The 22,881-nt window shown below is 63.2% G+C and carries 20 protein-coding genes and 2 pseudogenes; 9 read left to right on the plus strand and 13 right to left on the minus strand.

The window, feature by feature from the left end; all coding sequences use genetic code 11:
- Positions 1-7: 7 nt before the first annotated feature.
- Positions 8-628, plus strand: a pseudogene (locus ACVDG8_RS19415) (ATP-binding protein); the annotation flags it as partial.
- A gap of 170 nt (positions 629-798) precedes the next feature.
- Here the strand turns inward: ACVDG8_RS19415 and ACVDG8_RS19420 are convergent.
- The 5 genes from ACVDG8_RS19420 to ACVDG8_RS19440 form a co-directional block, all read right to left on the minus strand.
- Entirely contained in the window at positions 799-1,320 is a 522-nt protein-coding gene (locus tag ACVDG8_RS19420; protein ID WP_455707177.1) for a hypothetical protein, read from the minus strand.
- 533 nt (positions 1,321-1,853) lie between these two features.
- Positions 1,854-2,516, minus strand: coding sequence for a class I SAM-dependent methyltransferase (locus tag ACVDG8_RS19425; RefSeq protein WP_447256128.1), 663 nt, complete (start codon positions 2,514-2,516; stop codon positions 1,854-1,856).
- Between the two features lie 227 nt (positions 2,517-2,743).
- Positions 2,744-3,082, minus strand: coding sequence for a hypothetical protein (locus tag ACVDG8_RS19430; RefSeq protein WP_447256129.1), 339 nt, complete (start codon positions 3,080-3,082; stop codon positions 2,744-2,746).
- A gap of 689 nt (positions 3,083-3,771) precedes the next feature.
- Entirely contained in the window at positions 3,772-4,359 is a 588-nt protein-coding gene (locus tag ACVDG8_RS19435; protein WP_447256130.1) for a TetR/AcrR family transcriptional regulator, read from the minus strand.
- 149 nt (positions 4,360-4,508) lie between these two features.
- Positions 4,509-5,102 carry a DUF308 domain-containing protein gene (locus ACVDG8_RS19440; RefSeq protein ID WP_447257389.1) on the minus strand — a complete coding sequence of 198 codons (594 nt, stop codon included), beginning with the start codon at positions 5,100-5,102 and terminating at the stop codon, positions 4,509-4,511.
- A 243-nt stretch (positions 5,103-5,345) separates the two neighbouring features.
- On the opposite strand from ACVDG8_RS19440, the pseudogene efeU reads away from it, so the two are divergent.
- The 5 genes and pseudogenes from efeU (at position 5,346) to ACVDG8_RS19465 (ending at position 9,496) form a co-directional block, all read left to right on the plus strand.
- Positions 5,346-6,184 (plus strand): annotated as a pseudogene (gene efeU / locus ACVDG8_RS19445) (iron uptake transporter permease EfeU).
- Positions 6,181-7,356 (plus strand): iron uptake system protein EfeO, encoded by a 1,176-nt coding sequence (gene efeO / locus ACVDG8_RS19450; protein ID WP_447256131.1) that lies wholly within the window; start codon positions 6,181-6,183, stop codon positions 7,354-7,356. Before efeU ends, efeO begins: the two are co-directional and overlap by 4 nt.
- Complete coding sequence (gene efeB / locus ACVDG8_RS19455; protein ID WP_447256132.1) at positions 7,353-8,645, plus strand: iron uptake transporter deferrochelatase/peroxidase subunit; 1,293 nt, start codon at positions 7,353-7,355, stop codon at positions 8,643-8,645. Before efeO ends, efeB begins: the two co-directional genes overlap by 4 nt.
- A gap of 36 nt (positions 8,646-8,681) precedes the next feature.
- Positions 8,682-9,032, plus strand: coding sequence for an imelysin family protein (locus ACVDG8_RS19460; protein WP_455707178.1), 351 nt, complete (start codon positions 8,682-8,684; stop codon positions 9,030-9,032).
- A 62-nt stretch (positions 9,033-9,094) separates the two neighbouring features.
- Positions 9,095-9,496, plus strand: a complete 402-nt coding sequence (locus ACVDG8_RS19465; RefSeq protein WP_455707849.1) for an imelysin family protein — start codon at positions 9,095-9,097, stop codon at positions 9,494-9,496.
- A 201-nt stretch (positions 9,497-9,697) separates the two neighbouring features.
- Here the strand turns inward: ACVDG8_RS19465 and ACVDG8_RS19470 are convergent, their stop codons facing one another.
- The 5 genes from ACVDG8_RS19470 to ACVDG8_RS19490 all read right to left on the minus strand — a co-directional run bounded on the left by ACVDG8_RS19470 (position 9,698) and on the right by ACVDG8_RS19490 (position 16,238).
- On the minus strand, positions 9,698-11,860 hold the full coding sequence (locus ACVDG8_RS19470; protein WP_447256134.1) for a malate synthase G: 2,163 nt from the start codon (positions 11,858-11,860) through the stop codon (positions 9,698-9,700).
- Between the two features lie 245 nt (positions 11,861-12,105).
- Positions 12,106-14,064 (minus strand): hydantoinase/oxoprolinase family protein, encoded by a 1,959-nt coding sequence (locus ACVDG8_RS19475; RefSeq protein WP_455707179.1) that lies wholly within the window; start codon positions 14,062-14,064, stop codon positions 12,106-12,108.
- 360 nt (positions 14,065-14,424) lie between these two features.
- Positions 14,425-15,051 (minus strand): CDGSH iron-sulfur domain-containing protein, encoded by a 627-nt coding sequence (locus ACVDG8_RS19480; RefSeq protein WP_447256135.1) that lies wholly within the window; start codon positions 15,049-15,051, stop codon positions 14,425-14,427.
- 236 nt (positions 15,052-15,287) lie between these two features.
- A complete protein-coding gene (locus ACVDG8_RS19485) occupies positions 15,288-15,659 on the minus strand; it encodes a hypothetical protein (protein WP_447256136.1) in 372 nt (123 codons plus the stop codon).
- 288 nt (positions 15,660-15,947) lie between these two features.
- The gene (locus ACVDG8_RS19490; RefSeq protein WP_455707180.1) at positions 15,948-16,238 is read right to left on the minus strand and encodes a hypothetical protein; all 291 of its coding nucleotides are present in this window, start codon (positions 16,236-16,238) and stop codon (positions 15,948-15,950) included.
- Between the two features lie 227 nt (positions 16,239-16,465).
- On the opposite strand from ACVDG8_RS19490, the gene ACVDG8_RS19495 reads away from it, so the two are divergent.
- Positions 16,466-17,629, plus strand: coding sequence for an IS4 family transposase (locus ACVDG8_RS19495; RefSeq protein ID WP_447253600.1), 1,164 nt, complete (start codon positions 16,466-16,468; stop codon positions 17,627-17,629).
- A 163-nt stretch (positions 17,630-17,792) separates the two neighbouring features.
- On the opposite strand, the gene ACVDG8_RS19500 is transcribed toward ACVDG8_RS19495, so the two are convergent.
- Together ACVDG8_RS19500 and ACVDG8_RS19505 are read right to left on the minus strand one after the other, a co-directional pair.
- Positions 17,793-18,296, minus strand: coding sequence for a hypothetical protein (locus ACVDG8_RS19500; protein ID WP_447256138.1), 504 nt, complete (start codon positions 18,294-18,296; stop codon positions 17,793-17,795).
- Between the two features lie 11 nt (positions 18,297-18,307).
- A complete protein-coding gene (locus ACVDG8_RS19505) occupies positions 18,308-18,820 on the minus strand; it encodes a hypothetical protein (RefSeq protein ID WP_447256139.1) in 513 nt (170 codons plus the stop codon).
- A gap of 528 nt (positions 18,821-19,348) precedes the next feature.
- Here ACVDG8_RS19505 and ACVDG8_RS19510 point away from each other — a divergent pair.
- Together ACVDG8_RS19510 and ACVDG8_RS19515 are read left to right on the plus strand one after the other, a co-directional pair.
- Positions 19,349-20,335 (plus strand): hypothetical protein, encoded by a 987-nt coding sequence (locus ACVDG8_RS19510; RefSeq protein WP_455707181.1) that lies wholly within the window; start codon positions 19,349-19,351, stop codon positions 20,333-20,335.
- Positions 20,336-20,343: 8 nt separating this feature from the next.
- Positions 20,344-21,513, plus strand: coding sequence for a helicase HerA domain-containing protein (locus ACVDG8_RS19515; RefSeq protein ID WP_447256141.1), 1,170 nt, complete (start codon positions 20,344-20,346; stop codon positions 21,511-21,513).
- Between the two features lie 44 nt (positions 21,514-21,557).
- On the opposite strand, the gene ACVDG8_RS19520 is transcribed toward ACVDG8_RS19515, so the two are convergent.
- Positions 21,558-22,757, minus strand: coding sequence for an IS256 family transposase (locus ACVDG8_RS19520; protein ID WP_023780675.1), 1,200 nt, complete (start codon positions 22,755-22,757; stop codon positions 21,558-21,560).
- Positions 22,758-22,881 lie beyond the last annotated feature (124 nt).

Consider the following 22,881-nt stretch of genomic DNA (forward strand, 5'->3'; position numbering starts at 1 on the left):
CATAATACCGGAATTCGCGCCGCAGACGCTGGACGCGCTGCGCCAGCCGCTGGAAACCGGTGACTGCATGATCGCGCGCGCCAACCACCGCGTCACCTACCCGGCGCGCATCCAGCTGGTGGCGGCGATGAACCCGTGCCGCTGCGGCATGTCGGGCGAACCCGGCTACCGCTGCCTGCGCGGCGACCGCTGCCGCACCGATTATCAGGCGCGCATCTCCGGCCCGCTGCTCGACCGCATCGACCTTCGCATCGAAGTGCCGGCGGTTTCGGCGAGCGACCTGATCCGGCCGGACAAGGCCGAGACCAGCGCAGCGGTGGCGCAACGCGTGGCGCGGGCCCGCGCGATGCAGCGCGAACGGCTGGATAAGCTCGGCGCCGCGGCCACCACCAACGCGCATTGCCCGCCGTCGATCATCGAAGAGATCGCCAGGCCCGATACGGCCGGGCTGACGCTGCTCAAGGATGCCAGCGAGAAGCTCGGTTTCTCCGCGCGGGCCTATCACCGCGTGCTGAAAGTGGCGCGCACGCTCGCCGACCTCGACGCCAGCGAGACGGTCGGCCGTATCCATCTGGCCGAAGCGATCTCCTACCGGATGAGCGCGGAGCGGATGGCGCAGGCGGCGTGAAGGGCCGGAAGCTGCCTGGGCTGGCACCGATTTCGACATTCTGACACCGCGGCCAGACCGCCATCGCCAATCACTTCTGCGGCACGCAGGTGCTGTCACGCCCGAAGCCGGCACCCACGCCCCGAGAGATCGAAATGCAACTTTCTCCATTTGCGGCAGGCCAGCCACTGTCATCGCGTAAACTTTTCCGCCCCGGTCGAAGCAAGCCCGCTCTTTAGATAGGGGTGTAGGGCCAGGCCGCATGCTTCGACCATCCGTCTCGATGGAACATTGGTCGTGGCGACCTGTTCGTAAAAGACAGTCGCCGCGAGTTGCTCGAATGCCGTGACGGCGGCGCAGGCATTGATGTAGCTGCCAAGCGACTTGCCCCTGTGGGCTGGCGAAACCGCGGCCAGACCGCCCCAAGCGTAGGTGCGGAACGGACTGAAGGAATTGTGTGGCATATAGACAAATGACGTGGCGACGAGATCCCCGTGCCCGTCTACAAGCGCCAAAGTTCGCCCGTTGACCGTTTCGCCTGCGAGGGTCGACCGTGAGAACGGCGCCAAGCCATTCTCGGCAAGAAAGGACTGCACGCGCTCAAGGCAAGCCTCTGACGGGTTGCCTGACAGATCAATGTGATTGAGCCCCTCGGGCGGGCCTTGCGCAACGATCCGTTTCGACACAGCCAGGACATCATCGGCGGAACCCATGAACGTATCCCACCAATCCAGGCGATGTCCCCGGGCCTCAAGTGAGCGGACATTGCCGCCGTGCGGTCTTCATGCACGAGGCGAAAACCGAAGCCTCCGTCCGCCTCCAGCATCGCGATACAAGCCTCAAGCCCGACGCGATCGACGTCGTCCGTGGAGATCATTCGACCGGCATTGCAGAGCCCGGGAGCGTTGACGACCGTGCCGGCAAGCTCATCCGCTCGTCGCTGCAGGCGCTGCTGGAGTTCGGTCCCGAAATATCCCCTCATGGACGTCCCTCACCCCCCGACCGGCATCCAACGCTAAATTAGCATGAGCGATTATAAAGAAAAGTCTGCCCTGCGCCCCAAGCACCGCAATGCTGGCCGGATGGATACTGTTGCGCCGTCATCAGCTGAGACCGGCGCTGGTGCGGGCTTCGTCCCCCGGCACGGTGCACGCCGCCAGAAGCTGTCTTTGATCCGCGCGCCTCGGAGTGCGCGCCGTACACTTCCGACGTGCCGCTCCAGAGCGAAAATGGTACGCCGGCAAACTTAGGCGCGTGCCATCACAGTGATCGCATAACGTTTTGTAGGCGCGCCGCTGCCGGTAGTCTGCTGGGAGCTGAACATATCAGCATGAACATCCGTAAAACCAGCAGCGCGACAGAGTGCATCCCACTCAGCGACGTCACGTAGGTGAAAGCCATATTCGGCTTGAGCGAAGTTGGGCGCTTCCTGCGAGGCTAGGCAGGTCATCCGCATCGTACCACCGAAGCGCAGAGTCCGGCGTACCTCTACGAGAGAGGCTGCCGGATCTTTCCAAAAATGAATGACGCCGACGGAGAAGACGCGATCGAAGACGTGATCGGCGAACGGCATGCACTCCGCCGATCCCAACTGGAAGCTGGTCCTGCCCGTCGCGACTAGGGCGGCGTTGAAGGCGGAAGCTTCTGCAACCATCGTCGGCGAAATGTCGATGCCCGAGTAGCGGACACCCGCGGCCTGGGCGATGACCTCGGGCGCCGCACGGCCGTTGCCAAACCCAATTTCGAGCACGCGGTCGCCGGCTTCCACGCCAAGAGCCGCGACGTTTCTCGCGCTCGCTTGCTTATTGTTCTCGTTGAGCCAATCGGCGACGGCGAGGCCTATGGCCCCCTCGGGATTGGAGAGTTGTCTGGCCTGCTCGGCTGGAGTCAGCATTTCAAAGATTGCCACGTCCAATCCCCAGCATTAGCGATTTTTCCTGAGCCATCGGAGCGGCATCAAATACTGACTACGGAGTTCAAGCAAGGTCGGCATCGAGCCCAAAGCCCGATATTCAGGCGGCGGGCCGCGTGTTTTGACATTGTGGCTAATTAAACGGCGCGTGATGATCCCAGGGTCAAAAGTCCGCCGGAATCTCAGATCTCGGATGGCCAGCGTCCCCGAAACGGATCATCCGTTCACTCGGGTACATTGGGTATCTTCCAGCGCGGCGTCCCCGCAATTCGCCCATTGTTTGCGGCTTTGAAATAGGTTGCAGCGAGATCCTCGTCACACATGGACGACAGGTATATCTGGATTGACCCGCCATCCTGGGTGACAGGATAGCGTTCGCCGCATGCTTCGAGGCGCTTTTCATATCGGCGCCTTTGCTTGCGGGTCAGTTGATCGAAAAATCCCGCCTTGCATTTGTCGATCACGGCTTCCGACATAAATTCGTCACCGCTCGATCCCCAGGCGCAGGCTTGATGCAGCTTGTGGGCCGCGAGGCAATCGGGCGCGGCCTCGATGTCCTCCAATTGGACAGGCGCGGGTCCCTTTGGGCATCGCGCGTCTTCAGCGGCAGCGGGGGTGGTAATCAGAAACCCGATCAAGATTGCGCAGCCAGTCCGCATACTGAATTCCCCCGCAGTTTCCAGGTCCCATCTTGCGTCCGTCGCACCTTAGCCGAGCGGGTGCCAAGCGGAAAAGATATTGCTGTCGCCGGCGGTGTTCATCCCTCCGGTTTTCAATGGAGTAGTCTGCTGCTCGGTGGACATCCGCAGATACTGAGCCGCGCGAACCCTATCAGGACGCGCTCTGGTCGGCCGCGATCGAAGATCAGAACATTCATCTGACCTGTAAATCCGACACTTGCGGCGGTGCGAGCGGCGATGCGAGACGATGCCGGCCACGACCAGGCCGGGCCTCACGTCGCGCAAGTTCTTCGACACGTACCAGCAGGACAGCGTTCGAAGTCCAGAGTATTCACAAGAGCTGGCATAGCGCCGCCATCACCAAAGCGCATTGCCCGCCGTCGATCATCGAGGCGATCGCCAGGCCGGATACGGCCGGCCTGACGCTGCTCAAAGACGCCAGCGAGACAGTCGGCCGTATCCATCTGGCCGAGGCGATCTCCTATCGGATGAGCGCGGAGTGGATGGCGCAGGCGGCGTAGTAGGGCCAACTGCGCCAGACCCATTGCTCAGAGCTGGTCCTTCTTTCGTCGTCAATCGGTCGCGGGGATCAGCTTCTGAAGCGTCGGCGTCAGGATCATGGCGAAGGTCAAGACATCGCCGTAAGCCCGCGTCGAAAGCATCGCGCCGTGCACGGTCGCCATGAAGGCTTCCGCTTCCACGCGCGGTGCAGCCGATATCGTCAGTGTCCCCTGTTCAGCGCCTCGCTCGATGACGCCGGTCAGCCATCCCGAAAGAAACTGAAAATACGCCCGGACTCCCACGGCAATTTCCAGCGGAAGGGCCGGAAGCTCGCTGGCAAGCTGCGCGCAGACGCAGAACGGCACGCTCGCGTCCTCTATGCAACGGGCCCAGATGCCGGCGTAGGCTCGAAGCAGCTCAGGCGGCTCGGGGACATTGCGCGCAAGTTCTCCTAAGCCCGTGACAGCGTCGTCGAGATAGCGCTTGAGCAGGGTCTGCACGAGGTCGACCTTGCTGGGGAAATGGTGATGGATGCTGGCCTTGCGGATGCCGATCACTTCGGCGATATCGGCATAGCTGAAGCCGTTGTAGCCGCCGGCGACGATGAAGCTTCGCGCGGCGGCCAGGATGTCATCGGCAGTGTTCGAAGGCTTGCTCATAATTTGCTTCCGGCAGAGGGCTTCATCGATACCTGGAGCGGTTCACTGTTTGACGGAAACAGTGAACCGCTCCAGGTCTTGTTTCGACGCAATTCCGGGCGGAGACTGCGGCGAAGCGCCGAGCCCAACCATTCACACTTTTCCCGGCTCTAGCTTGCGACCCGCGGCGACTTGCGGAGGGCATCGCTGACCGACAGCCATATCGCGGACACGAGGAAGTAGAAGGCGCCAAACGCGGCATAGGGCGCAACATTGGCGATGCCAATGATCTCAGTGCCGCCGGCCATCTTTACGAAGAAGAGACCTGCCAGCGCCGATTGGGCGCCGCTCAGGATCATCGCCCATTGAGCCCCGTTGGTCTTCCAGCGCCGCGCCGCGGTCAGGAGCTGAAGCGCGCCGGAGACAACGGCCCAGACGCCATAGACCGAGAGCACCGCGTTCATGCTGTGGCCAAGCGCGATGGCAATTGCAATCGCGGCAATGATGCTGACGACGAAATTGAGCAACTGCGACTTATTGCGGCCGAGCCCGCCGGTGCGCCGGGCGTCGACGTAATTGGCGAGCGCGTCCCATGCGGGGTAGGCAACCAGCATGATTGCTGCGAGCGGTGGGCTGCTTTTCGCGACGGTGGAAGCCGCCACAACCCAGGCCGCCGATACGGCAAACCGCAGATAATAATAGGTTTTGAGCCAGGCGCCTAAAGATAGGGCGTTTGATGACGGGGCGCGGCTCTGATCGTTCATTTGTTCAAGCATGATGGAGTCTCTCGTTTTATCTGTCTACCAACTAGTAGGTAGACGGAAAATCGTCAAGACTTCCAAGGCCGATTGCCGATCACCTCGACTTCTCGTTTATGTGATCGGCGCTCGCTTGTGCTTGCGCATTGGCTAATCTTAAAAGATGACATCTTTAGACAGGTTTTCGGCTTGCCTTGAAGGCAGCCCTTCAAGCAGGCGCGATCACCTCCCGGCGCGGCTCGACTAAAAATGCTGGTACCGTTTCTGATCATGTTTCGCGAGGGTGTCGAGGCGGCGCTCATCGTCGGCATCATCGCCAGCTACCTGGACCGCACGGGGCGCGGCGCCTGGATACCGGTGGTTTGGATCGGCATCTTCCTGGCGCTCGCGTTCTCGCTCGGCGTCGGCGCCATCCTGCAGCTTGCGGCGGTCGAATTTCCGCAGAAGGCGCAGGAGCTGTTCGAGGCCATCATCGGCCTCGTCGCGGTCTGCGTGCTGACCTCGATGGTGTTCTGGATGGGCAAGGCGGCTCGCTCGATCAAGGCCGAGCTGCAGGATTCCATCGAAGCCGCCCTCGCCACGCCGAGCCATAAAGGCTTCGGGCTGATCGCCATGGTGTTCCTGGCCGTGGCGCGCGAAGGCGTGGAATCGGTCTTTTTCTCCTCGCCGCCTTTCAGCAGGCCAACGCCTATGCGCCGCTCGCAGCACTTGCCGGCGTGGTGCTGGCAGGCTTCGTCGGCTACGGCGTCTATGCCGGCAGCGTGCATCTCAACCTCAGACGCTTCTTCCGCTGGACCGGCGCCTTCATCCTCATCGTCGCCGCAGGCCTGCTCGCCAATTCGGTCAATGCCCTGCACGAGGCCGGCCTGTGGAACCACTTGCAGACGATCGTGTTCGACGCCAGCGGTGTGCTGCCGATGGATAGCCCGCTCGGCTCGATGCTCTCCGGCATTTTCGGTTACATCGACGCACCGACGGTGAGCGAGGTCATCGTCTATCTCGGGTTCCTGCTGCCGTCGCTGTGGCTGTTCCTGGCTGACCGGCGGGCCGACGTCCGGAGCAAGCCATCGGAGCGGCCAGCAGCATGAGCGCATCCACGCAACCGCAAGCCTTGCCGCGCACAGCTGTGCGCATCGGCTTCGTCGCGTCATTGCTGTTGTTGATCGCGGCCGCGGCCGCCTTCTACTACGCCACGCTCGTTGCACAGAAAGGCCGCCACATTGCTGCCGCCTCGATTATCGTGACGATCACCGGCCAGGCCTGCGAGCCCAACGAGCTCACGGTTTCGGCAGGGCGACACAGCTTCCAGATCGCCAACCGTTCGGACCGCGCCGTGGAGTGGGAAATCCTCGACGGCGTGATGGTGCTGGAGGAGCGCGAAAACATTGCGCCTGGCTTCACGCAGGAGCTGGCGACACGGCTCGAGCCCGGCGACTACGCCATCACCTGCGGTCTGCTCTCCAATCCGCGCGGCAAACTGCATGTGCTGGCGGCGGCCAATGCCGGACCGGCCGCGAAACCGAACCTCACGGCCTTCATCGGCGCGCTGGCCGAATACAAAGTGTTCCTGGCGAGCCAGACAGACGGCTTCGTCAATGCAGCCGACGCTTTCGCCAGCGCGGTGAAATCGGGGGACCTGGTCGCCGCGAAGGCCGCCTATCTGCCGGCGCAAACCGCTTATGCCCGTATCGCACCTGTGTCACCGCTGTTCTCGGACCTGGACGCGGCGATCGATGTCCGCGCCGATGCCTTCGGCCAGCGCGAGGCCGATCCCGGCTTTGGCGGACTGCATCGCCTTGAATACGGGCTGTTCAGCCAGGGCAATCTCGACGGTCTGGCGCCGGCCGCTGACAAGCTCGCCAGCGACGCGACGGCGCTCAAGGCGCGCATCCACGACCTGCGCATCATGCCGGACAGCATGGCTGGCGGGGCAGCGGCGATGCTGGAACGCGTCGCAGCCGCCGGCCCTGGATTCGGCGATAGCCCTTATGCCCATGCGGACCTGTCGTCGTTCGACGCAACGATCGCCGGCGCGCGAAAAGTGTACGACCTGCTGCGGCCGGTGGCCGCCAAGCCCGAGCCTGAGATCGTGGCTTCGATCGACATGGATTTTGCCGCGCTCGACAAGATGATCGCGGCCCACCGTGCGGAAGGCGCCGAGGCGCTTGCCGATCCGGCGAGGACCGAGCTCGGCAAGGCGGCGACGGCACTCGCCGCCGATCTTTCCCGACTGCGTGAGACGATGGACCTCAGCCAATGACGACCAAGGAAAAGCCGATCCTGCCCAATGCCACGCGCCGTTCGCTGCTGCTCGGCGCGGTGGCCGGCGCGCTGACACCGCAGCTGGTGTCGGCCGCCACCGGCAACACGAGCGTGACCGATGCGCCGGAGAGCGACAGCGTCCGCCAGCGGCAACCCTTTTATGGCGAGCACCAGCCGGGCATCGTCACGCCACGGCCCGCCGCCGGCCTCGTCGCCTCTTTCGACGTGCTGGCGCAGAACCGCACCGGCCTCGAGCGGCTGTTCAAGACGCTGACCGAACGCACCGGTTTTCTGATGCAGGGCGGCACGCCGCCTTCGCTCGATCCGAAATTTCCCGCTGCCGATTCCGGCATTCTCGGTCCGGTGGTGGCGCCCGACAATCTGACGATCACCACCTCGCTCGGCGCCTCGCTGTTCGACGAGCGCTTCGGCCTGCAGCCGGAAAAGCCGAGACGGCTCTCGCGCATGACCTCGTTTTCCAACGACGCCCTGCAGGAGGAGTTCTGCCATGGCGACCTGTTGCTGCAATTCTGCTCGAACACGCCCGACACCAACATCCACGCGCTGCGCGACATCGTGAAGAACACGCCGGATTCGCTGCTGTTGCGCTGGAAGCAGGAAGGCTCGGTGCCGGTGCGGCCGCCGAGCCCCGGCAAGCCGAAGGAAAGCGCGCGCAACTTCCTCGGCTTCCGCGATGGCTCGGCCAATCCGGATTCCACCGACGCCGAATTGATGAAGCAGATCGTCTGGGTGCAGCCGGGCGTCGACGAACCGGGCTGGACGGCCGGTGGCTCCTATCAGGCGGTGCGCCTTATACGGAATTTCGTCGAACGCTGGGACCGCACGCCGCTGCAGGAACAGCAGTCCATCATCGGCCGCAACAAGGCGAGCGGCGCGCCCTTCGACGGCGCCACCGAGGCTGATGTCCCCAACTATGCCGGCGACCCGCACGGCAAGACCACACCGCTCGACGCGCATATCCGCCTTGCCAATCCGCGCACCGCCGAGGCCATGGAGCACCGGATCCTGCGCCGCCCGTTCAACTATTCGAACGGCGTCAGCAAGGCCAACCAGATGGATATGGGCCTGTTGTTCATCGCCTATCAGGCCGATCTCGAACACGGCTTCATCGCCGTCCAGACGCGCCTCAGCGGCGAGCCGCTGGAAGAATACATCAAGCCGTTCGGCGGTGGCTATTTCTTCGCCCTGCCCGGCGTGAGCGACGAAAACGACTATCTCGGCCGCGCCCTGCTCGAGGCGGCCGCATCTTCCAGCACCCACACCTGACCAAGTCGCCCGCCGAAAAAGCAGAGAGGACATCCCATGAAACTTCGCTATCCCATCGCCGCGTCGCTGGTCGCGCTGTCGGTCGCGCCGGCCTTTGCTGCCGTCTCTCCGCTCGACCTCGTGCAGCCGATCGCCGACTACAAGATCTATGTGCAGGGCAAGATCGACACGCTGGTCAAGGACACCAAGGTCTTCACCGACGCGGTCAAGGCCGGCGACCTTGCCAAGGCCAAGGCGCTCTATGCGCCGGCCCGCGTGAACTACGAGACGATCGAGCCGATCGCCGAGCTGTTCTCCGACCTCGACGGCGCCATCGATTCGCGCGCCGACGACCATGAGCAGAAGGAGAAGTCGGCCGACTTCTATGGCTTCCACCGCATCGAATAACACTCTTCAGCCAGAACACGACGGAGGGTCTCGGCCCGCTCGCCGACAAGCTCAATGCCGACATCCTCGACCTGCAGAAGCGCGTCGCCGGTCTTACCGTGCCGCCGGACAAGGCGGTCGACGGCGCCGCCGGCCTGCTCGAGGAAGTCGCCTCGTCCAAGATCTCCGGCGAGGAAGACCGCTACAGCCACACCGATCTCTGGGACTTCCAGGCCAATATCGACGGCGCGCAGAAGATCGTGGCGCTGGTCGAACCGCTGGTGTCGAAGGAAGACCCGGCGCTGATCAAGACCGTCAACGACAATTTCGCCACCGTCGACGGCATCCTTGCCAAGTACAAGACGGCCGACGGTTACGAGACCTATGACAAGCTGTCCGACGCCGACCGCAAGGCGCTGGCCGGCCCGGTGACGGCGCTGGCCGAGGACCTGTCGAAGCTGAAAGGCACGCTGGGGCTGAATTGAGATTCGCGGGACGTCCCCCTCCCCTTGAGGGGAGGGTGGCCCGAAGGGCCGGGTGGGGGTCCTGCGCGAAGTGCGCCGACTCCATCTCAGCCCGCGAATAGTTTCATTTGCCGCAGTGCTCGACTGAAAAGGTCGAGTCTCTCACAGGCGACCCCACCCGGCCCTTCGGGCCACCCTCCCCTCAAGGGGGAGGGACGACGCTCAGCTGGCCTTCAGCTCCAACCTCCGCGCGTGCAGCACCGGCTCGGTATAGCCGTTGGGCTGGCTCGTGCCCTTGAACACCAGGTCGCAGGCGGCCTGGAAGGCGATGGAATTGTCGAAGTCCGGCGCCATCGGGCGGTAGAGCGGGTCGCCGACATTCTGGCGGTCGACGATGGCCGCCATGCGCTGCAGCGAATCGCGCACCTGGATTTCCGAGCACACTTTGTGGCGCAGCCAGTTGGCGATGTGCTGCGAGGAAATGCGCAGCGTGGCGCGGTCCTCCATCAGGCCGACATCGTTGATGTCGGGCACTTTGGAACAGCCGACGCCCTGGTCGATCCAGCGCACGACGTAGCCCAGTATGCCTTGCGCATTATTGTCGAGCTCGCGCTGGATCTCGTCCGGCGTCCAGTTCGGCCGCACCGCGACCGGCACCGACAGGATGTCGTCGAGCCTGGCCTTCGGCCGGCTCTTCAGCGCCGCCTGCACAGCATGCACATCGACCTTGTGGTAGTGCGTGGCGTGCAGCGTCGCCGCCGTCGGCGAGGGCACCCAGGCGGTGTTGGCGCCGGCCTTGGGATGCGCGATCTTCTCAACCAGCATCGCCGCCATCAGGTCAGGCATCGCCCACATGCCCTTGCCGATCTGGGCATGGCCGGCCAGCCCGCATTCCAAGCCGGTGTCGACATTCCAGGCCTCATAGGCGGAAATCCAGGCGGCCTGCTTCATGTCGCCCTTGCGGATCATCGGGCCGGCTTCCATCGAGGTGTGGATCTCGTCGCCTGTACGGTCGAGGAAGCCGGTGTTGATGAACACCACGCGCTCCCGCGCCGCGCGGATCGCTTCCTTGAGGTTGACGGTGGTGCGCCGCTCCTCATCCATGATGCCCATCTTGATGGTGTTCTTCGGCATGCCGAGCAAGGCCTCGACGCGGTCGAAAATCTCGACGGCGAAGGCGACTTCCTCGGGCCCATGCATCTTCGGCTTCACCACATACATTGAGCCGGCGCGGGAATTGGCGCGCCGACCGTTTTCGCCGACGTCATGCAGCGCGATCAGCGCGGTCAGTGCTGCATCCATGATGCCTTCCGGCACCTCATGACCGTCGCGGTCGGTGATTGCCGGGTTGGTCATCAGGTGGCCGACATTGCGCACCAGCATCAGCGAGCGTCCCGGCAGCAAGAGCTGGCCGCCATTCGGCGCCGTGTAGCGGCGGTCGGGGTGGAGCGTGCGGGTGAAGGTCTTGCCGCCCTTGGTGATCTCCTCCGCCAGATCGCCTTTCATCAGGCCGAGCCAGTTGCGGTAGACGACGACCTTGTCCTCGGCATCCACCGCGGCGACGGAATCCTCGCAGTCCTGGATAGTGGTCAAGGCCGATTCCAGGATGACATCGGCGATGCCGGCCGGATCGGTCTTGCCGATCTGGTTGGCGCGGTCGATGACGATTTCGATATGCAGGCCGTTCCGGACCAGGAGCACGGCTTCCGGATTGGCGGCATCGCCGCGATAGCCGGCGAACTGTTTTGGGTCGGCCAGCGTCGTGGTCCCGGCGCCCTCGCCCAGCTTCAGCGCGCCATTGGCCACCGTGAGCCCGTTGACACCGGCCCATTTGCCGGAGGTCAGCGGCGCCGATAGGTCGAGGAAATCCTTGGCCCAGGCGATGACCTTGGCGCCGCGCGCCGGGTTGAAGCCCTTGCCCTTTTCGGCGCCGCCGGTCTCGGGAATGGCGTCGGTGCCGTAAAGCGCGTCATAGAGCGAACCCCAGCGCGCATTGGCGGCGTTGAGCGCATAGCGCGCATTCATCACCGGAACCACCAGCTGCGGTCCGGCGACGACGGCGATCTCCGGGTCGACATTGACGGTCGAGACGTTGAAGGCCGGGCCTTCCGGCACCAGGTAGCCGATCTCCTTCAGGAAATTCTTGTAGGTTTCCATGTCGATCGGCGCGCCGTTGGCGCGATACCAGGCATCGAGCTTTTCCTGCATCGCGTCGCGCTTGGCGAGCAGGGCGCGGTTCTTCGGCGCGAGGTCGTGGACGATGGCCGAAAAGCCGGTCCAGAATTGTTCCGCGTCGATGCCGGTGCCGAGCACGGCTTCGTTCGCCACGAAATCATGCAGCTCGCGGGCAATCCGCAACCCGGCGATCTCGATGCGGTCGGTCATCAGGGTTTTCTCCAGATGGTAGGCTTTGGCCGGGCCTTTGGCATGTTTGGGGGGCAAGGGTCAATTCGGCTTAGGGTGTAGGATGGCCAGCTTTCCCTTCTCCCCTTGTGGGAGAAGGTGGATCGGCGCGCAAGCGCCGAGACGGATGAGGGTGTTCCAGCGGAGTGAGACGTTGGCTTTCCTGGAGCACCCCTCATCCGTCGCCTGCGGCGACACCTTCTCCCACAAGGGGAGAAGAAGGTGCCTCACACCGCAATCCGCGGCCTCCCGGACGCCACCGCAACCACATGCGCCTCGATGAACATGCGCTGGCTTTCGACGGTCGAAACCTTGAACTCGGTGGAGACATCGATCTCGGCATTGTCGGTGCCGGCGTCCTTGGCGCGCTCCGCCACGATCGCCCGCACATCGGCTTCAGCCGCGGCGATCGCCTTTGCTTCGTCGGTGAAGTCGCGCACCGTTTGTCCCGACGCCAGCCGGAACAATCCTTCCTTCGGCTGGCTGACCCGGGCTTCGGCCGAGACGCGCACCTGGCCGACGACGGCGCCGAGCGCGTTGGCGACGTCGGTGTCCTCCGGCACCACGCAGCCATTGCCGATCAGCGGCGGCAGGCCTGCATAATGCAGCGGCGCCGAGGCGCCGAGGCCGATGACCGGACGGTCGAGCGCCACGGTGAAGCGGGCGATGCCGGGATGGGCATCGACGGCGCGCTGCACCAGCGCATGGGCGACGGTCGCCGCACCATCGAGCCCGTCCTCGGCGAAGGCGGTTTCGAGGATGTATTCGGCCGACCAGCGCGTCAGCGTGACCAGCACGCGCTCGGAAATCGCCTCGGGGGAGGCGGCGATGTTTTGGCCGCGGCCGTCGCGGCGGCGGGAAAACAGCTCGGCGCCGAGGCGCGCGGCGGCGGCGTCCCAATTGGCCTGTTTGCCGACGACATGGGCAGCGTCGGACGGCGTGAAGCCCGAGATGTGGACGAGACCCCGCGATACCAGCCGGTTCAGCGTGGCGTTCTGCGCGTTGGAGCTGAGCAGCCTGTCGAGCGCCAGTGGCACCGCGCCGATCGCCTCGTAGAGCTTTGCCTCTGGCGGGGTCAGCCCGGCGGCGAGCCTGTCCGGCACGCCGGTGCGCACGGCAAAGCGCCCGTCCATGCGGCCGGGATTGGGCGCGCGCAATTGCCGGTCGAGTTCGGCGGTCACCGCCTCGCCATGCATCATGCCGGCCAGCGCCAGCGGCACCAGGCGGGGCGGTCCGAGCAGGATCTGCGGGTTGAGCGCGCCCTCTTCCAGCGCCACTTCCGAGTCACCACCCAAGCCGAAGGTGCGCATGGCGACCGCCTCGACCATGGTGCGAAAGCCGCCGACGGTGGCGCCTTCCGGATCGAGGCGCGGCCGACCCTGGTCGAGCACGGCGACGTCGGTCGTGGTGCCGCCGATGTCCGACACCATGGCGTCGTCCAAGCCCGTCATGTGGCGGGCGCCGACCAGGCTGGCGGCCGGGCCTGACAGGATCGTCTCGATCGGCCGTTGGCGGGCAAAGGCGGCCGAGACCAGCGCGCCGTCGCCGCGCACCACCATCAAGGGCGCGCCGATGCCGCGCGCTTCGAGGAAGCCTTCGGTTGCCGCGACCAGCCGGTCGATCATCGAGATCAGCCGGGCATTGAGCAAAGTCGTCAGCGCGCGGCGCGGGCCGCCGAGCTTGGCCGACAATTCATGGCTGGCGGTGACCGGCAGTCCGGTCTTGTCGCGGATGAGGTCGCGGGCCGCGAGCTCATGCGCCGGGTTGCGGGTGGCGAAATAAGCGCAGACGGCAAAGCCCGACACCGAACGCCCAAGCTCCGGCAGCGCCGCCTCGAGGCCGGAGAGGTCGAGCTTGGCCGCATTGCCGTGGACATCATGCCCGCCGAGGCAGAACACCACCGGATCGGTGCCGAGCGCGGTCTTCAGCCCGTCGCGGGCAAGGTCGGCCTCGGAAAAGCCGATCATGACCAACGCCACGCGCCCGCCCTGGCCCTCGACCAGCGCGTTGGTGGCAAGCGTTGTCGACATCGAGACGAGCTTTATGGCCTTCGGGTCGGTGCCGGATTTCTCCAGCACCGCATCGACCGCGCCGGAAATGCCGACGGCGAGATCGTGACGCGTGGTCAGCGCCTTGGCCTTGGCCAGCACCTTGCCTTTAGGGCCGCCCGCCTCCGACCACAACACGGCGTCGGTATAGGTGCCGCCGGTGTCGATACCGAGAAAGAGGGGGTGGGCTTAGCGGTCATGGAAAGGTCCGGTCGTAGCTGTGTTGCGAAGCCCTTAGCGGATACGGACCGATGGATAAAGCCGGGAGAGATGGGCCAAGGGTGGTGCGGTGGAGGGTTTTGCGGAGGCGTCGGCGCGAGGCCCCCCTCTCTGTCCTGCCGGACATCTCCCCCTCATGGGGGGAGATCAGATGTCATCACTGCCTTCGCCAATCACCAATGTTGCAAAGAGGGCGCCTGCATCCAAGCTGCCAATCTCCCCCCTTGAGGGGGAGATGCCCGGCAGGGCAGAGAGGGGGCCTCGCGCCAACCTCTGCGATTAGCCCACAAACCCCACCCGCTTATGCGACCCATCGCAAAACGGCTTGTTCGCCGAATGGCCGCAGCGGCAGAGGAAAACCTTCGTCGTGCGGCTGATCGTATGCCCCGTGCCGGTGACGATCTCGGCATTGCCTTCGACCTTCAGCGGCCCGTTGGTGGTGGGCGTCACCTTCAGCGGCCCGTCCCGCACTTCCAGCGCCGGCGTGTCCTTCAGCGGCGGCTCGCCGGTGGCGATAAAACCCGCCTTGATGTGGCTGTTGTCGCAGAACGGCTTGTTCTGCGACAGGCCGCAGCGGCACAGCGTGGCGCGGAAGAAGGTCTCGTCGCCGAGCACGATCTCGGCATGCACGGCCAGCGGCCCGTTCTCGCGCAGCCGCACGGTGTTGACCACCGGCGGCTTCTCCTGCGGCCCGCCATCCTTCCTGGTGTAGCCGATGGCGCCGGACGGGCAGTTTTCGGCCAGCGCCACGACCTGCTCAGGCGTGGCCGCTTCCGGGTGGATCCACTCGCCCGGAGCATTGGGCACGAAGACATGCGGGTTGCCGAGCACGCAATTGCGCGAATGGATGCAACGCTTGCCGTTGAAAGAAATGTCGATCTTTTCGCCTTCGACCGTGCCTGCCATGGAGCTCTCCTCGTGGTGGGGTGAGGCAAAGCTTGGGCGACGGTGAGAAGGGCGTCAAGCTGGCCTGGAGGATGGACTCTCCCCCTCGAGGGGGAGATGGCCGCGAAGCGGTCAGAGGGGTCCTTGCGCGTGAAGCGCCAGCCTTCATCCGCCGCAGGAGGCCGAGCCCAGTCGGACCGACCCCCTCTGTCGCCTTCGGCGACATCTCCCCCTCGAGGGGGAGATTAGGCGCCCCGTCACTCCGCCAGATCGATCTCTTCGGTCTGGCCGCCGCTGCAGGTGTAGCAGCAGTCTTCGCAGGTTTGCTTGTTGTTGGGGCCGACGCCCCAATAGGTGCTCTCGTCGCCGTCGACCCAGGCGCCGTAGCAGATCTTCTCGCCGTCGTTGCAGGAGATCGGCAGCTGCTTGGTCTCGCCGTCGTCGAGATAGAAATCCTTGCCGCCGCCCGGCCAGACATAGTCGCGGTCCTGGCTGTAGAGCTCGAGGCGCATGGCGTTGGGGTGGTTGTTCTTGATCTGGAAGGTGACGTCGCCGGCGTGAGCGGCGGGCGCCAGGAGAACGGCAAGCGAAAGTGCTACGGCAACGCGGCGCGCGACGGTGAAAAACATGACAACCCCCGAGGTAGAATCGGCCCCCACGGCCGATGGTGGAATGATGGCACGGGACGGCGAGTCGCCAAAAGGGGTGGAGGATGGCTGTCCCTGACTGAATTTGGAGAGGTGGCGCCAAATCTCCCCCTTGAGGGGGAGATGGCCGCGAAGCGGTCAGAGGGGGTCGTTGCGCGTGAAGCGCCGGCGTTCGTCCGCAGCAGGAGGTCGAGCCTAGTCGGACCGACCCCCTCTGTCGCCTTCGGCGACATCTCCCCCTCGAGGGGGAGATCAGCAGCACCATGCCCCCTACTCCACCAGGTCGATCGTCTCGGTCGAGTGCTCGGTGCAGATGAAGCAGCAATTGTCGCAAGGCTGGTCGTTGTCGGGGCCGACGCCGGCGGAGAGCTTGTCGTTGCCGTCGACCCAGGCGCCCCAGCAGATGCGCTCGCCCGGCGTGCACGAGATCGGCACCGATTTCTGCGCCTTCGGCCGGATGAAGAAGACCTTGTCGCCGCCCGGCCAGACCCGGTCGCTGTCGCGGCTGAACAGCTCCACCGCGACGCCTTGCGCGCGCAGATTCTTGACGAAGAACGCCATGTCGGTGGCGGCGGCCGGCGTGGCGATGAGGAGGGCGGCGAGGGTGAGGCGAGATCATGGCGGGGTTCCGGGGAGAGTAGAGCACGGGCGGCGCCGGTAATCTCCCCCTCGAGCAGGGCTGTCCGGGGAAAGTTTTGAGTGAATCGAAATGCCGCATGTGCATGCCCCGTAAAACGGGGTTTGTCCGTCTTTTCTCTGGTTGTCGAGACTCAGAAAAGGAACGGGGCATGCGCTTTGCACCTAGCATCTTCGGGCAGCTTCTTGAAGCCGTCGATCGCCGTCAATTCCAGGCAATTGTGGATCGCCACGACGGGGATGCCTACGACAAATCGTTCAGGAGCTGGGATCATCTGGTGGTGCTGATCTATGCCCAGTTCTGCGGCAGCAGCGGTCTGCGCGGCCTGGAGGCCGGCTGGAACGCCAACCGCCAGCACCATTACCACCTGGGCAGCGGTCCGCTGATGCGTTCGACCTTGTCGGACGCCAACAGACGGCGTCCGGTCGCCATCTTTGCCGAGGCCTTCAGCCTTGTGGCGGGCCTGCTCGACCGACAGACGCGGCAAGAGGGCCAAGACATGCTGCGGCTGATCGACTCGACCCCCATTCCACTCGGCAAGCTGTGCGACTGGGCCAAGTCGAACGGCCGCATCCGCGGCATGAAGGTGCATGTCGTCTATGACCCGAAGGCCGACCATCCGCGCGTCCTCGACATCACCGACGCCAACGTCAACGACGCCCAGATCGGCCGCCGGATCACCATCGAACCCGCGGCGACCTATGTGTTCGACAAGGGCTATTGCCACTATGGCTGGTGGACGGCGATCGCCGAGGCCGGGTCGGTCTTCGTGACGCGGCCCAAGACCAACATGGGGCTGGCGCAGGTGTGCAATCGCCCCATAGCCGAGCCGCAGGGCGACGGCTTCCTGGTCCTGGAAGACAGTGAGGTGAGCCTGGTCAGCAAGGGCGTTTGCAAGCTGCCGATGCGCCTGCGGCGCCTGCGCATTCAGCGCGAGCAGGGCGACACCATCATGCTTTTGACCAACGACCTGGAGCGCTCCGCAGTCGAGATCGGGCAGCTCTACAAAGGCCGCTGGCAAATCGAGCTTCTGTTCCGCTGGATCAAGCAGCACCTCAATATCCGCAAGTTCCTGGGCAATAACGCCAATGCAATCCGCCTGCAGCTCTTCGCGGCAATGATGGCCTATGCACTGCTGCGCATCGTCGCGCGCACCCGCTGCGTCGCCATTCCAATCCTGAGGTTCACAGAGATGGTCGCCCAATACTTGTTCGGGCGGCGAAAAATACACGCCATCGACAAGCCGCCGCCGGTCAATCCGAGCCGACCAAGAGACCGATCCTCCCCCAATCAGATGGCCTTCATATATGAATAACTTTCCCCGGACAGCCCTGCCCCTCGAGGGGGAGATGGCCGCGAAGCGGTCAGAGGGGGTCCTTGCGCGTGGAGCGCCAGCCTTCATCCGCCGCAGGAGGCCGAGCCCGGTCGGACCGACCCCCTCTGTCGCCCTTGGCGACATCTCCCCCTCGAGGGGGAGATTAGCGTCTCACCACATGCGGCGCGAATTCCTTCACCGCATCCAGCATGTCCTGGCCGCGCACGTCGAGCGAGGAGATTTCCATGTGCACGGTGGTTTTGCCGAAGGGCATGATGCCGAAGGCGTTGGCGGCGGAAAATTTGATCGCGTCTGGCGGCTCCTCGGTGAGCTCGAAATTGAGCATCGCGCCGCCCTTGCCTGAGACGAGCCACACGCTTTTCACCTTGCTCCACGGCACCAGCACGTCGCCGGCGCGGCGATCCCGAAAACCCTGGCCGTCGAGCACGACCTTGACCGACGTATCGAAAGCACCGCGCGCGATGAAGGCGCCGAGGCCCAGGCAAGCGCTGCTGAGCAGCGCGATCCACAGCACATGCCCGCCATCCGTCCCCGAAGCCACGCCCTGCAGCGCGCCGAAACCGAAAATGCCGCCGACCAGGAACGGCCCGAGCGCCGGGAAGATCTTTCCCGACGAGCTGTTGCGGATTTCGAGCGGCGCGGACATCGCCTTCGGATTCAGCGCTCGGATTTCAGCAGTGTCCAGATCCAGCCGAGGAAGGTCAGCACCAGGAACGGATAGCCGGCAGCGGGCAGCGGCGCCGAGGTGGGCAACAGCGGCGCGCCCCAGAGGATCATGACGGCCGAGACGACAAACAGCACGGCGGCGACGAGCGCGGTGAGCCGCATCCACAAGACAAAAGTCTTCGGCGCGCTGACCATGACCAGTGCGGCCGCCCAAAGCGTGATGCCGCCGACATAGGAGGGCACGCTGGCCTGCAAGCCGGCCGCATTGCCGGCCATCAGCAGCGTCTCGCCGGCGAGGAAGGTGAGGAAGCCCGCCGCGACGCAGTCGTTGCCCAGCCGCTGGTATCTCATGGTGAGCAGCGCGGTGGCGACCACAAGCGCCGCGCCGTCGATGGTCCAGAGCGTTTCGCGCAGCGGAGCGCTGGCGACGAAAGTGCCGGCCATGCCGAAGACGCCGCCGATGGCAAGGCCGAGAGAGGCGACGGTGTCTGATGTGGTGCGCATTTGATGTCTCCCCAAGCGGGCTCAACGATAGTTCAGGATGGAAGGTTCTCCAAGCGGTGCGCGATGAACAAACCGTCTGGCCGTCGCGCAGCAAAAGCCCGCCCCGGAACGGTCCGGAGCGCGCTTTGAATTTATTTCGCGCAGTTGTGGCACGGCACAAGCCGACGCTGTCACCTCCGAAAGCGTCTGGCGACGGTTCAGCGACGGGGAAGGGAGCCGCGAACAGCGCACAAGTATCTTGCGTTAGTCCCAGTTGCGGGAGAAGGGGGAGAGCTTCTTACAAGAATCAAAGAGGGACCCTAATCTGAACTAAGTTTAACCTTGCCTCCTATCACCACTCGAATATTATCTGCACGGGGGATTCGCACAGAAATGCTTGATCCAGCGAGTCAGCAGGAACTCAAGAACGCTATTGCAGATTGCATTAGTGCCGATCGAGACGTCTTGAGTTCCCTTCGCGAAGAGATCCGACCTCTGAAGTCAAGCGTCAAACGCATCCAACCGCGATCCACCACGTCGATATCATTGGTGGCCACTGACGGTGGAAACAATCAATTGCAGTTCGATCCGTTCCTCGTACAGCTTATTCGGGTAGTAGACAGCAGCAACAACGAATACTGTTTGGAAGCTGTATCTCCCACAACGCCAGTCTCAAGCTTGACCTCGCGCCACCTTGAAAAGTCAGGCGCTCCAAAAACCGCTCTCGGCGAGATGATGGCCGCCCTTAACGTTGCGACGTTGCCGCAACTCTCTCATATGATTCGCTCTAATGAGGATGGCCAGCCCGTTTCGCCTAGTTGGGTTCAAGTCTATCGTGAATTGGTTGAGTGGGCGACCTTGTTTGCCCTGCTGAAAAAGGACTTTGGAACCGACACGCTGATCATTTGCGATGGCTTGCTGCGGAGCAAGGTTTTTACCGGCGATCTTTTCACCCGCCTTTTACAGCAGATTGGAAACCGCATTCGGTCGCAGTGGGATCGCAGTAAGCGTAAGATCTATCTGGCGGGAGTAGCGAAACACAGCAAAGTCTTGACGCGATACCGGTTAGCTATGGCACTCGAAGACGTCATGCAAGTGAGCTATCCGGCCTACGTGGAGGTCCCACGCGACATCGAAGAGCGCGCCTATATCTGGTCGGAGTTTGCCCGTGGAGACGAAGAGGCAAACCGGGGCGGAGAGGCCAATAAGTATGTCGGTGGGAAGATGTTTCTCGTCAAATTCGGAATGCAAAGTCGTGACCCCATATGGCCGATCGACATATTCCAGCCGCAAGTCCCTGACGCTCAAACAATAATTGGCTCAATGTTAGCGGATGCGATCAATGGTTTTCCCGTAACGAGCTACCCTAGATGCCTTCAGAAAGCCCACGAGAACGCAGCTCTCGTAGACTTTGACTTCGACATACTGCAGGACGTTATCTATGAAGGCATTCGGAAGAGCCTTGGTACTCAAGCAGAGAAGTTGGATATTTTTCAGCTTCAGGACGCAGATCCCGCTCAAAAGCGATATAGCTAGGACTTTTTATGGATCTATTCCCTAGTGACAAAGTAGTTGGAATTTTTCGTGGCTTTCAGCAAGGCGGGCTGGAATTTCACGCCGACTTGGTGCTGCCTTACCGAAACGACTTTCAGAATATCCCGATGCATGGGCACTTTGTACTTGTGCAGCTCGAAACGCCGGATGAAGCCGTTATGGGTCGTATCGCCTCCTTTTCCTCAGAGGGGAAGCTGTCATTCGGCTCTGGTGAGGAATTTAATATTCGCGCGGTTCGAGAAGAAAGACCGATTCCAGAGGACTTACGCGAACAGTATCTTAAATATCGTGTGAATATCCGCGTGCTCGGAATCATCCGCAAGAATGGCCAAGGTCTAACATTTGTTGCTTCACACAGAAGGCTCCCCCACGTGGGTAGCAAGGTTGCCTTTCCTTCCCCAGAGGTTCTTCGAGAGGTGGCAGGCCACAACATTGATGGCGCCTCGATTGGCCATTTGGCGTTTGGGGAATACGTCTACTATGGCTCAAATAATACAACTCCTAAAGAAGACTGGATGCAAATCCTTCAACCTGAAGTTTGCGTCAAATTTTCTGTTCAATCATTGATATCTCGCCGTAGCTTTATATTCGCAAGGGCTGGTTTCGGAAAATCCAATTTGAACAAGCTTTTGTTCTCTAAACTATATGAGGAGACCCCCACGGTCGCGAAGCGTGGCGACAAACTGGTGCCCGTTGGTACGGTCATTTTTGATCCTGACGGCGAATATTTTTGGCCTGATGACAAAAATCGTCCAGGGCTCTGCGATGTCCCCGCGCTGGAGGACAAACTCGTCGTGTTCACTGATCGCAAAAGCCCAAGTCCTTTCTATCAATCCTTTGTAGCGGGAGGAATTAAGCTGGACATTCGCCGGCTTCGACCCGGCGACGTTATTGCAATCGCACTCAGCCCTGAAAGACAAGACCAGCAGAATGTCCGAAAGCTGCGCGGGCTGTCTCAAGCAAAATGGGAGGAACTCGTCGACCTCATCGATCAGCACGGGAACGGCACTCCCCTGCAGGATGTTCAGCATTTACTGGACTTAACTGGCCAACAAGAGCCAGAGGCACTGGCTGCTCGTGGAAACATGACAGCCATTGTGCGACTGCTTCACGATAGAAGCAGCCAATTGATGGAGATCGTGTCCCGGGGAGTGGTGTAGCTGACGGCATTGGTCGCCGTGCTCTCCGGCATGGGCCGGGCTGATCAGCGCGCCACGGCTGGCAAGCTGATCAGGGGATCATCGCTCATCTGGCTGATCGTTTCCAGAGTCATATATCTGGCCCGCTGCACTGCCCATTCATCGTTCTGTTCGAGCAGGATTGCGCCGACCAGACGCACGATCGCATCGTCGTTCGGGAAGATTCCGACGACCTCGGTGCGCCGCTTGATCTCGCCGTTGAGACGCTCGATCGGATTGGTCGAGTGCAGCTTGGCGCGGTGTTCTTTCGGGAAGGTCATGTAGGCCAGCACGTCGGGCTCGGCGTCGTCCATGATTGTCGCCAACTTCGGCACCTTCGGCCGGATCTGGTCGGCGACGGCGCGCCATTGCACGCTTGCGGCCTCGGGCGTTTCCTGGGCGAAGGCGGTGGCGATGAAAGCGGAGACGACCCTGCGGCCGCTCTTGCCGGCATGGGCCAGCACGTTCCTCATGAAGTGGACGCGGCAGCGCTGCCATGTCGCGCACAGCACCTTGGTGACGGCCGCCTTGATGCCTTCATGGGCATCGGAGACGACGAGCTTGACGCCGCGCAGGCCGCGGCGGGTCAGCTTGCGCAGGAACTCCGTCCAGATCGGCTCGGCCTCCGAGGTGCCAATCTCCATGCCCAGCACCTCGCGCCGGCCGTCCGCGTTGACGCCGACGGCAATGATGACGGCGACCGAGACGATGCGGCCGCCGCGGCGCACCTTCAGGTAGGTGGCGTCGATCCACAGATAGGGCCAGTCGCCCTCGATGGGTCTTTCAAGGAACGCTTTGACCTTGCCGTCGATCTCCTCGCACAGCCGCGAGACCTGGCTCTTCGAAATGCCGCTCATCCCCATGGCCTTGACCAGGTCGTCAACCGAGCGGGTCGAGATACCCTGGACGTAGGCCTCCTGGATGACGGCGGTCAGCGCCTTCTCGGCCATGCGGCGCGGTTCGAGGAAACCGGGGAAATAGCTGCCCTTCCTGAGCTTCGGGATGCGCAGCTCGACGGTGCCGGCGCGCGTCTCCCAGTCGCGCTCGCGATAGCCGTTGCGCTGGGCCGTGCGCAACGGGTTCTTCTCGCCATAGGCGGCGCCGGTGGCGGCCCCAACCTCCATTTCCATCAGCCGCTCGGCGGCAAAGCCGATCATCTCGCGCAGGAGATCGGCATCCGGGGTCTTCTCCACGAGCGTGCGCAGGTTCATCATGTCGTCGGTCATCGGTGGTCCTTCCGAATTGGGTTGGCGTCAACAACCAAACCCTACCGGAAAGCGCCGATGACCACCGCAAGCCGCTCGCTCGCTACAGCGCGACTAACGGCGCACTCGCGAGCGGCTTCACTAC

This window comes from Mesorhizobium sp. ORM8.1 (assembly GCF_053005525.2).

Bases quoted from the DNA above. Each gene is read 5' to 3' on its own strand.
- ACVDG8_RS19460 (WP_455707178.1), top strand. From the start codon at position 8,682: ATGAAACTTCGCTATCCCATCGCCGCGTCGCTGGTCGCGCTGTCGGTC.
- ACVDG8_RS19470 (WP_447256134.1), bottom strand. From the start codon at position 11,860: ATGACCGACCGCATCGAGATCGCCGGGTTGCGGATTGCCCGCGAGCTG.
- ACVDG8_RS19485 (WP_447256136.1), bottom strand. From the start codon at position 15,659: ATGTTTTTCACCGTCGCGCGCCGCGTTGCCGTAGCACTTTCGCTTGCC.
- ACVDG8_RS19500 (WP_447256138.1), bottom strand. From the start codon at position 18,296: ATGTCCGCGCCGCTCGAAATCCGCAACAGCTCGTCGGGAAAGATCTTC.
- ACVDG8_RS19490 (WP_455707180.1), bottom strand. From the start codon at position 16,238: ATGGCGTTCTTCGTCAAGAATCTGCGCGCGCAAGGCGTCGCGGTGGAG.
- efeB (WP_447256132.1), top strand. From the start codon at position 7,353: ATGACGACCAAGGAAAAGCCGATCCTGCCCAATGCCACGCGCCGTTCG.
- ACVDG8_RS19520 (WP_023780675.1), bottom strand. From the start codon at position 22,757: ATGACCGACGACATGATGAACCTGCGCACGCTCGTGGAGAAGACCCCG.
- ACVDG8_RS19435 (WP_447256130.1), bottom strand. From the start codon at position 4,359: ATGAGCAAGCCTTCGAACACTGCCGATGACATCCTGGCCGCCGCGCGA.
- efeO (WP_447256131.1), top strand. From the start codon at position 6,181: ATGAGCGCATCCACGCAACCGCAAGCCTTGCCGCGCACAGCTGTGCGC.
- ACVDG8_RS19420 (WP_455707177.1), bottom strand. From the start codon at position 1,320: ATGGGTTCCGCCGATGATGTCCTGGCTGTGTCGAAACGGATCGTTGCG.
- ACVDG8_RS19495 (WP_447253600.1), top strand. From the start codon at position 16,466: ATGCGCTTTGCACCTAGCATCTTCGGGCAGCTTCTTGAAGCCGTCGAT.
- ACVDG8_RS19440 (WP_447257389.1), bottom strand. From the start codon at position 5,102: ATGAACGATCAGAGCCGCGCCCCGTCATCAAACGCCCTATCTTTAGGC.
- ACVDG8_RS19515 (WP_447256141.1), top strand. From the start codon at position 20,344: ATGGATCTATTCCCTAGTGACAAAGTAGTTGGAATTTTTCGTGGCTTT.
- ACVDG8_RS19505 (WP_447256139.1), bottom strand. From the start codon at position 18,820: ATGCGCACCACATCAGACACCGTCGCCTCTCTCGGCCTTGCCATCGGC.
- ACVDG8_RS19480 (WP_447256135.1), bottom strand. From the start codon at position 15,051: ATGGCAGGCACGGTCGAAGGCGAAAAGATCGACATTTCTTTCAACGGC.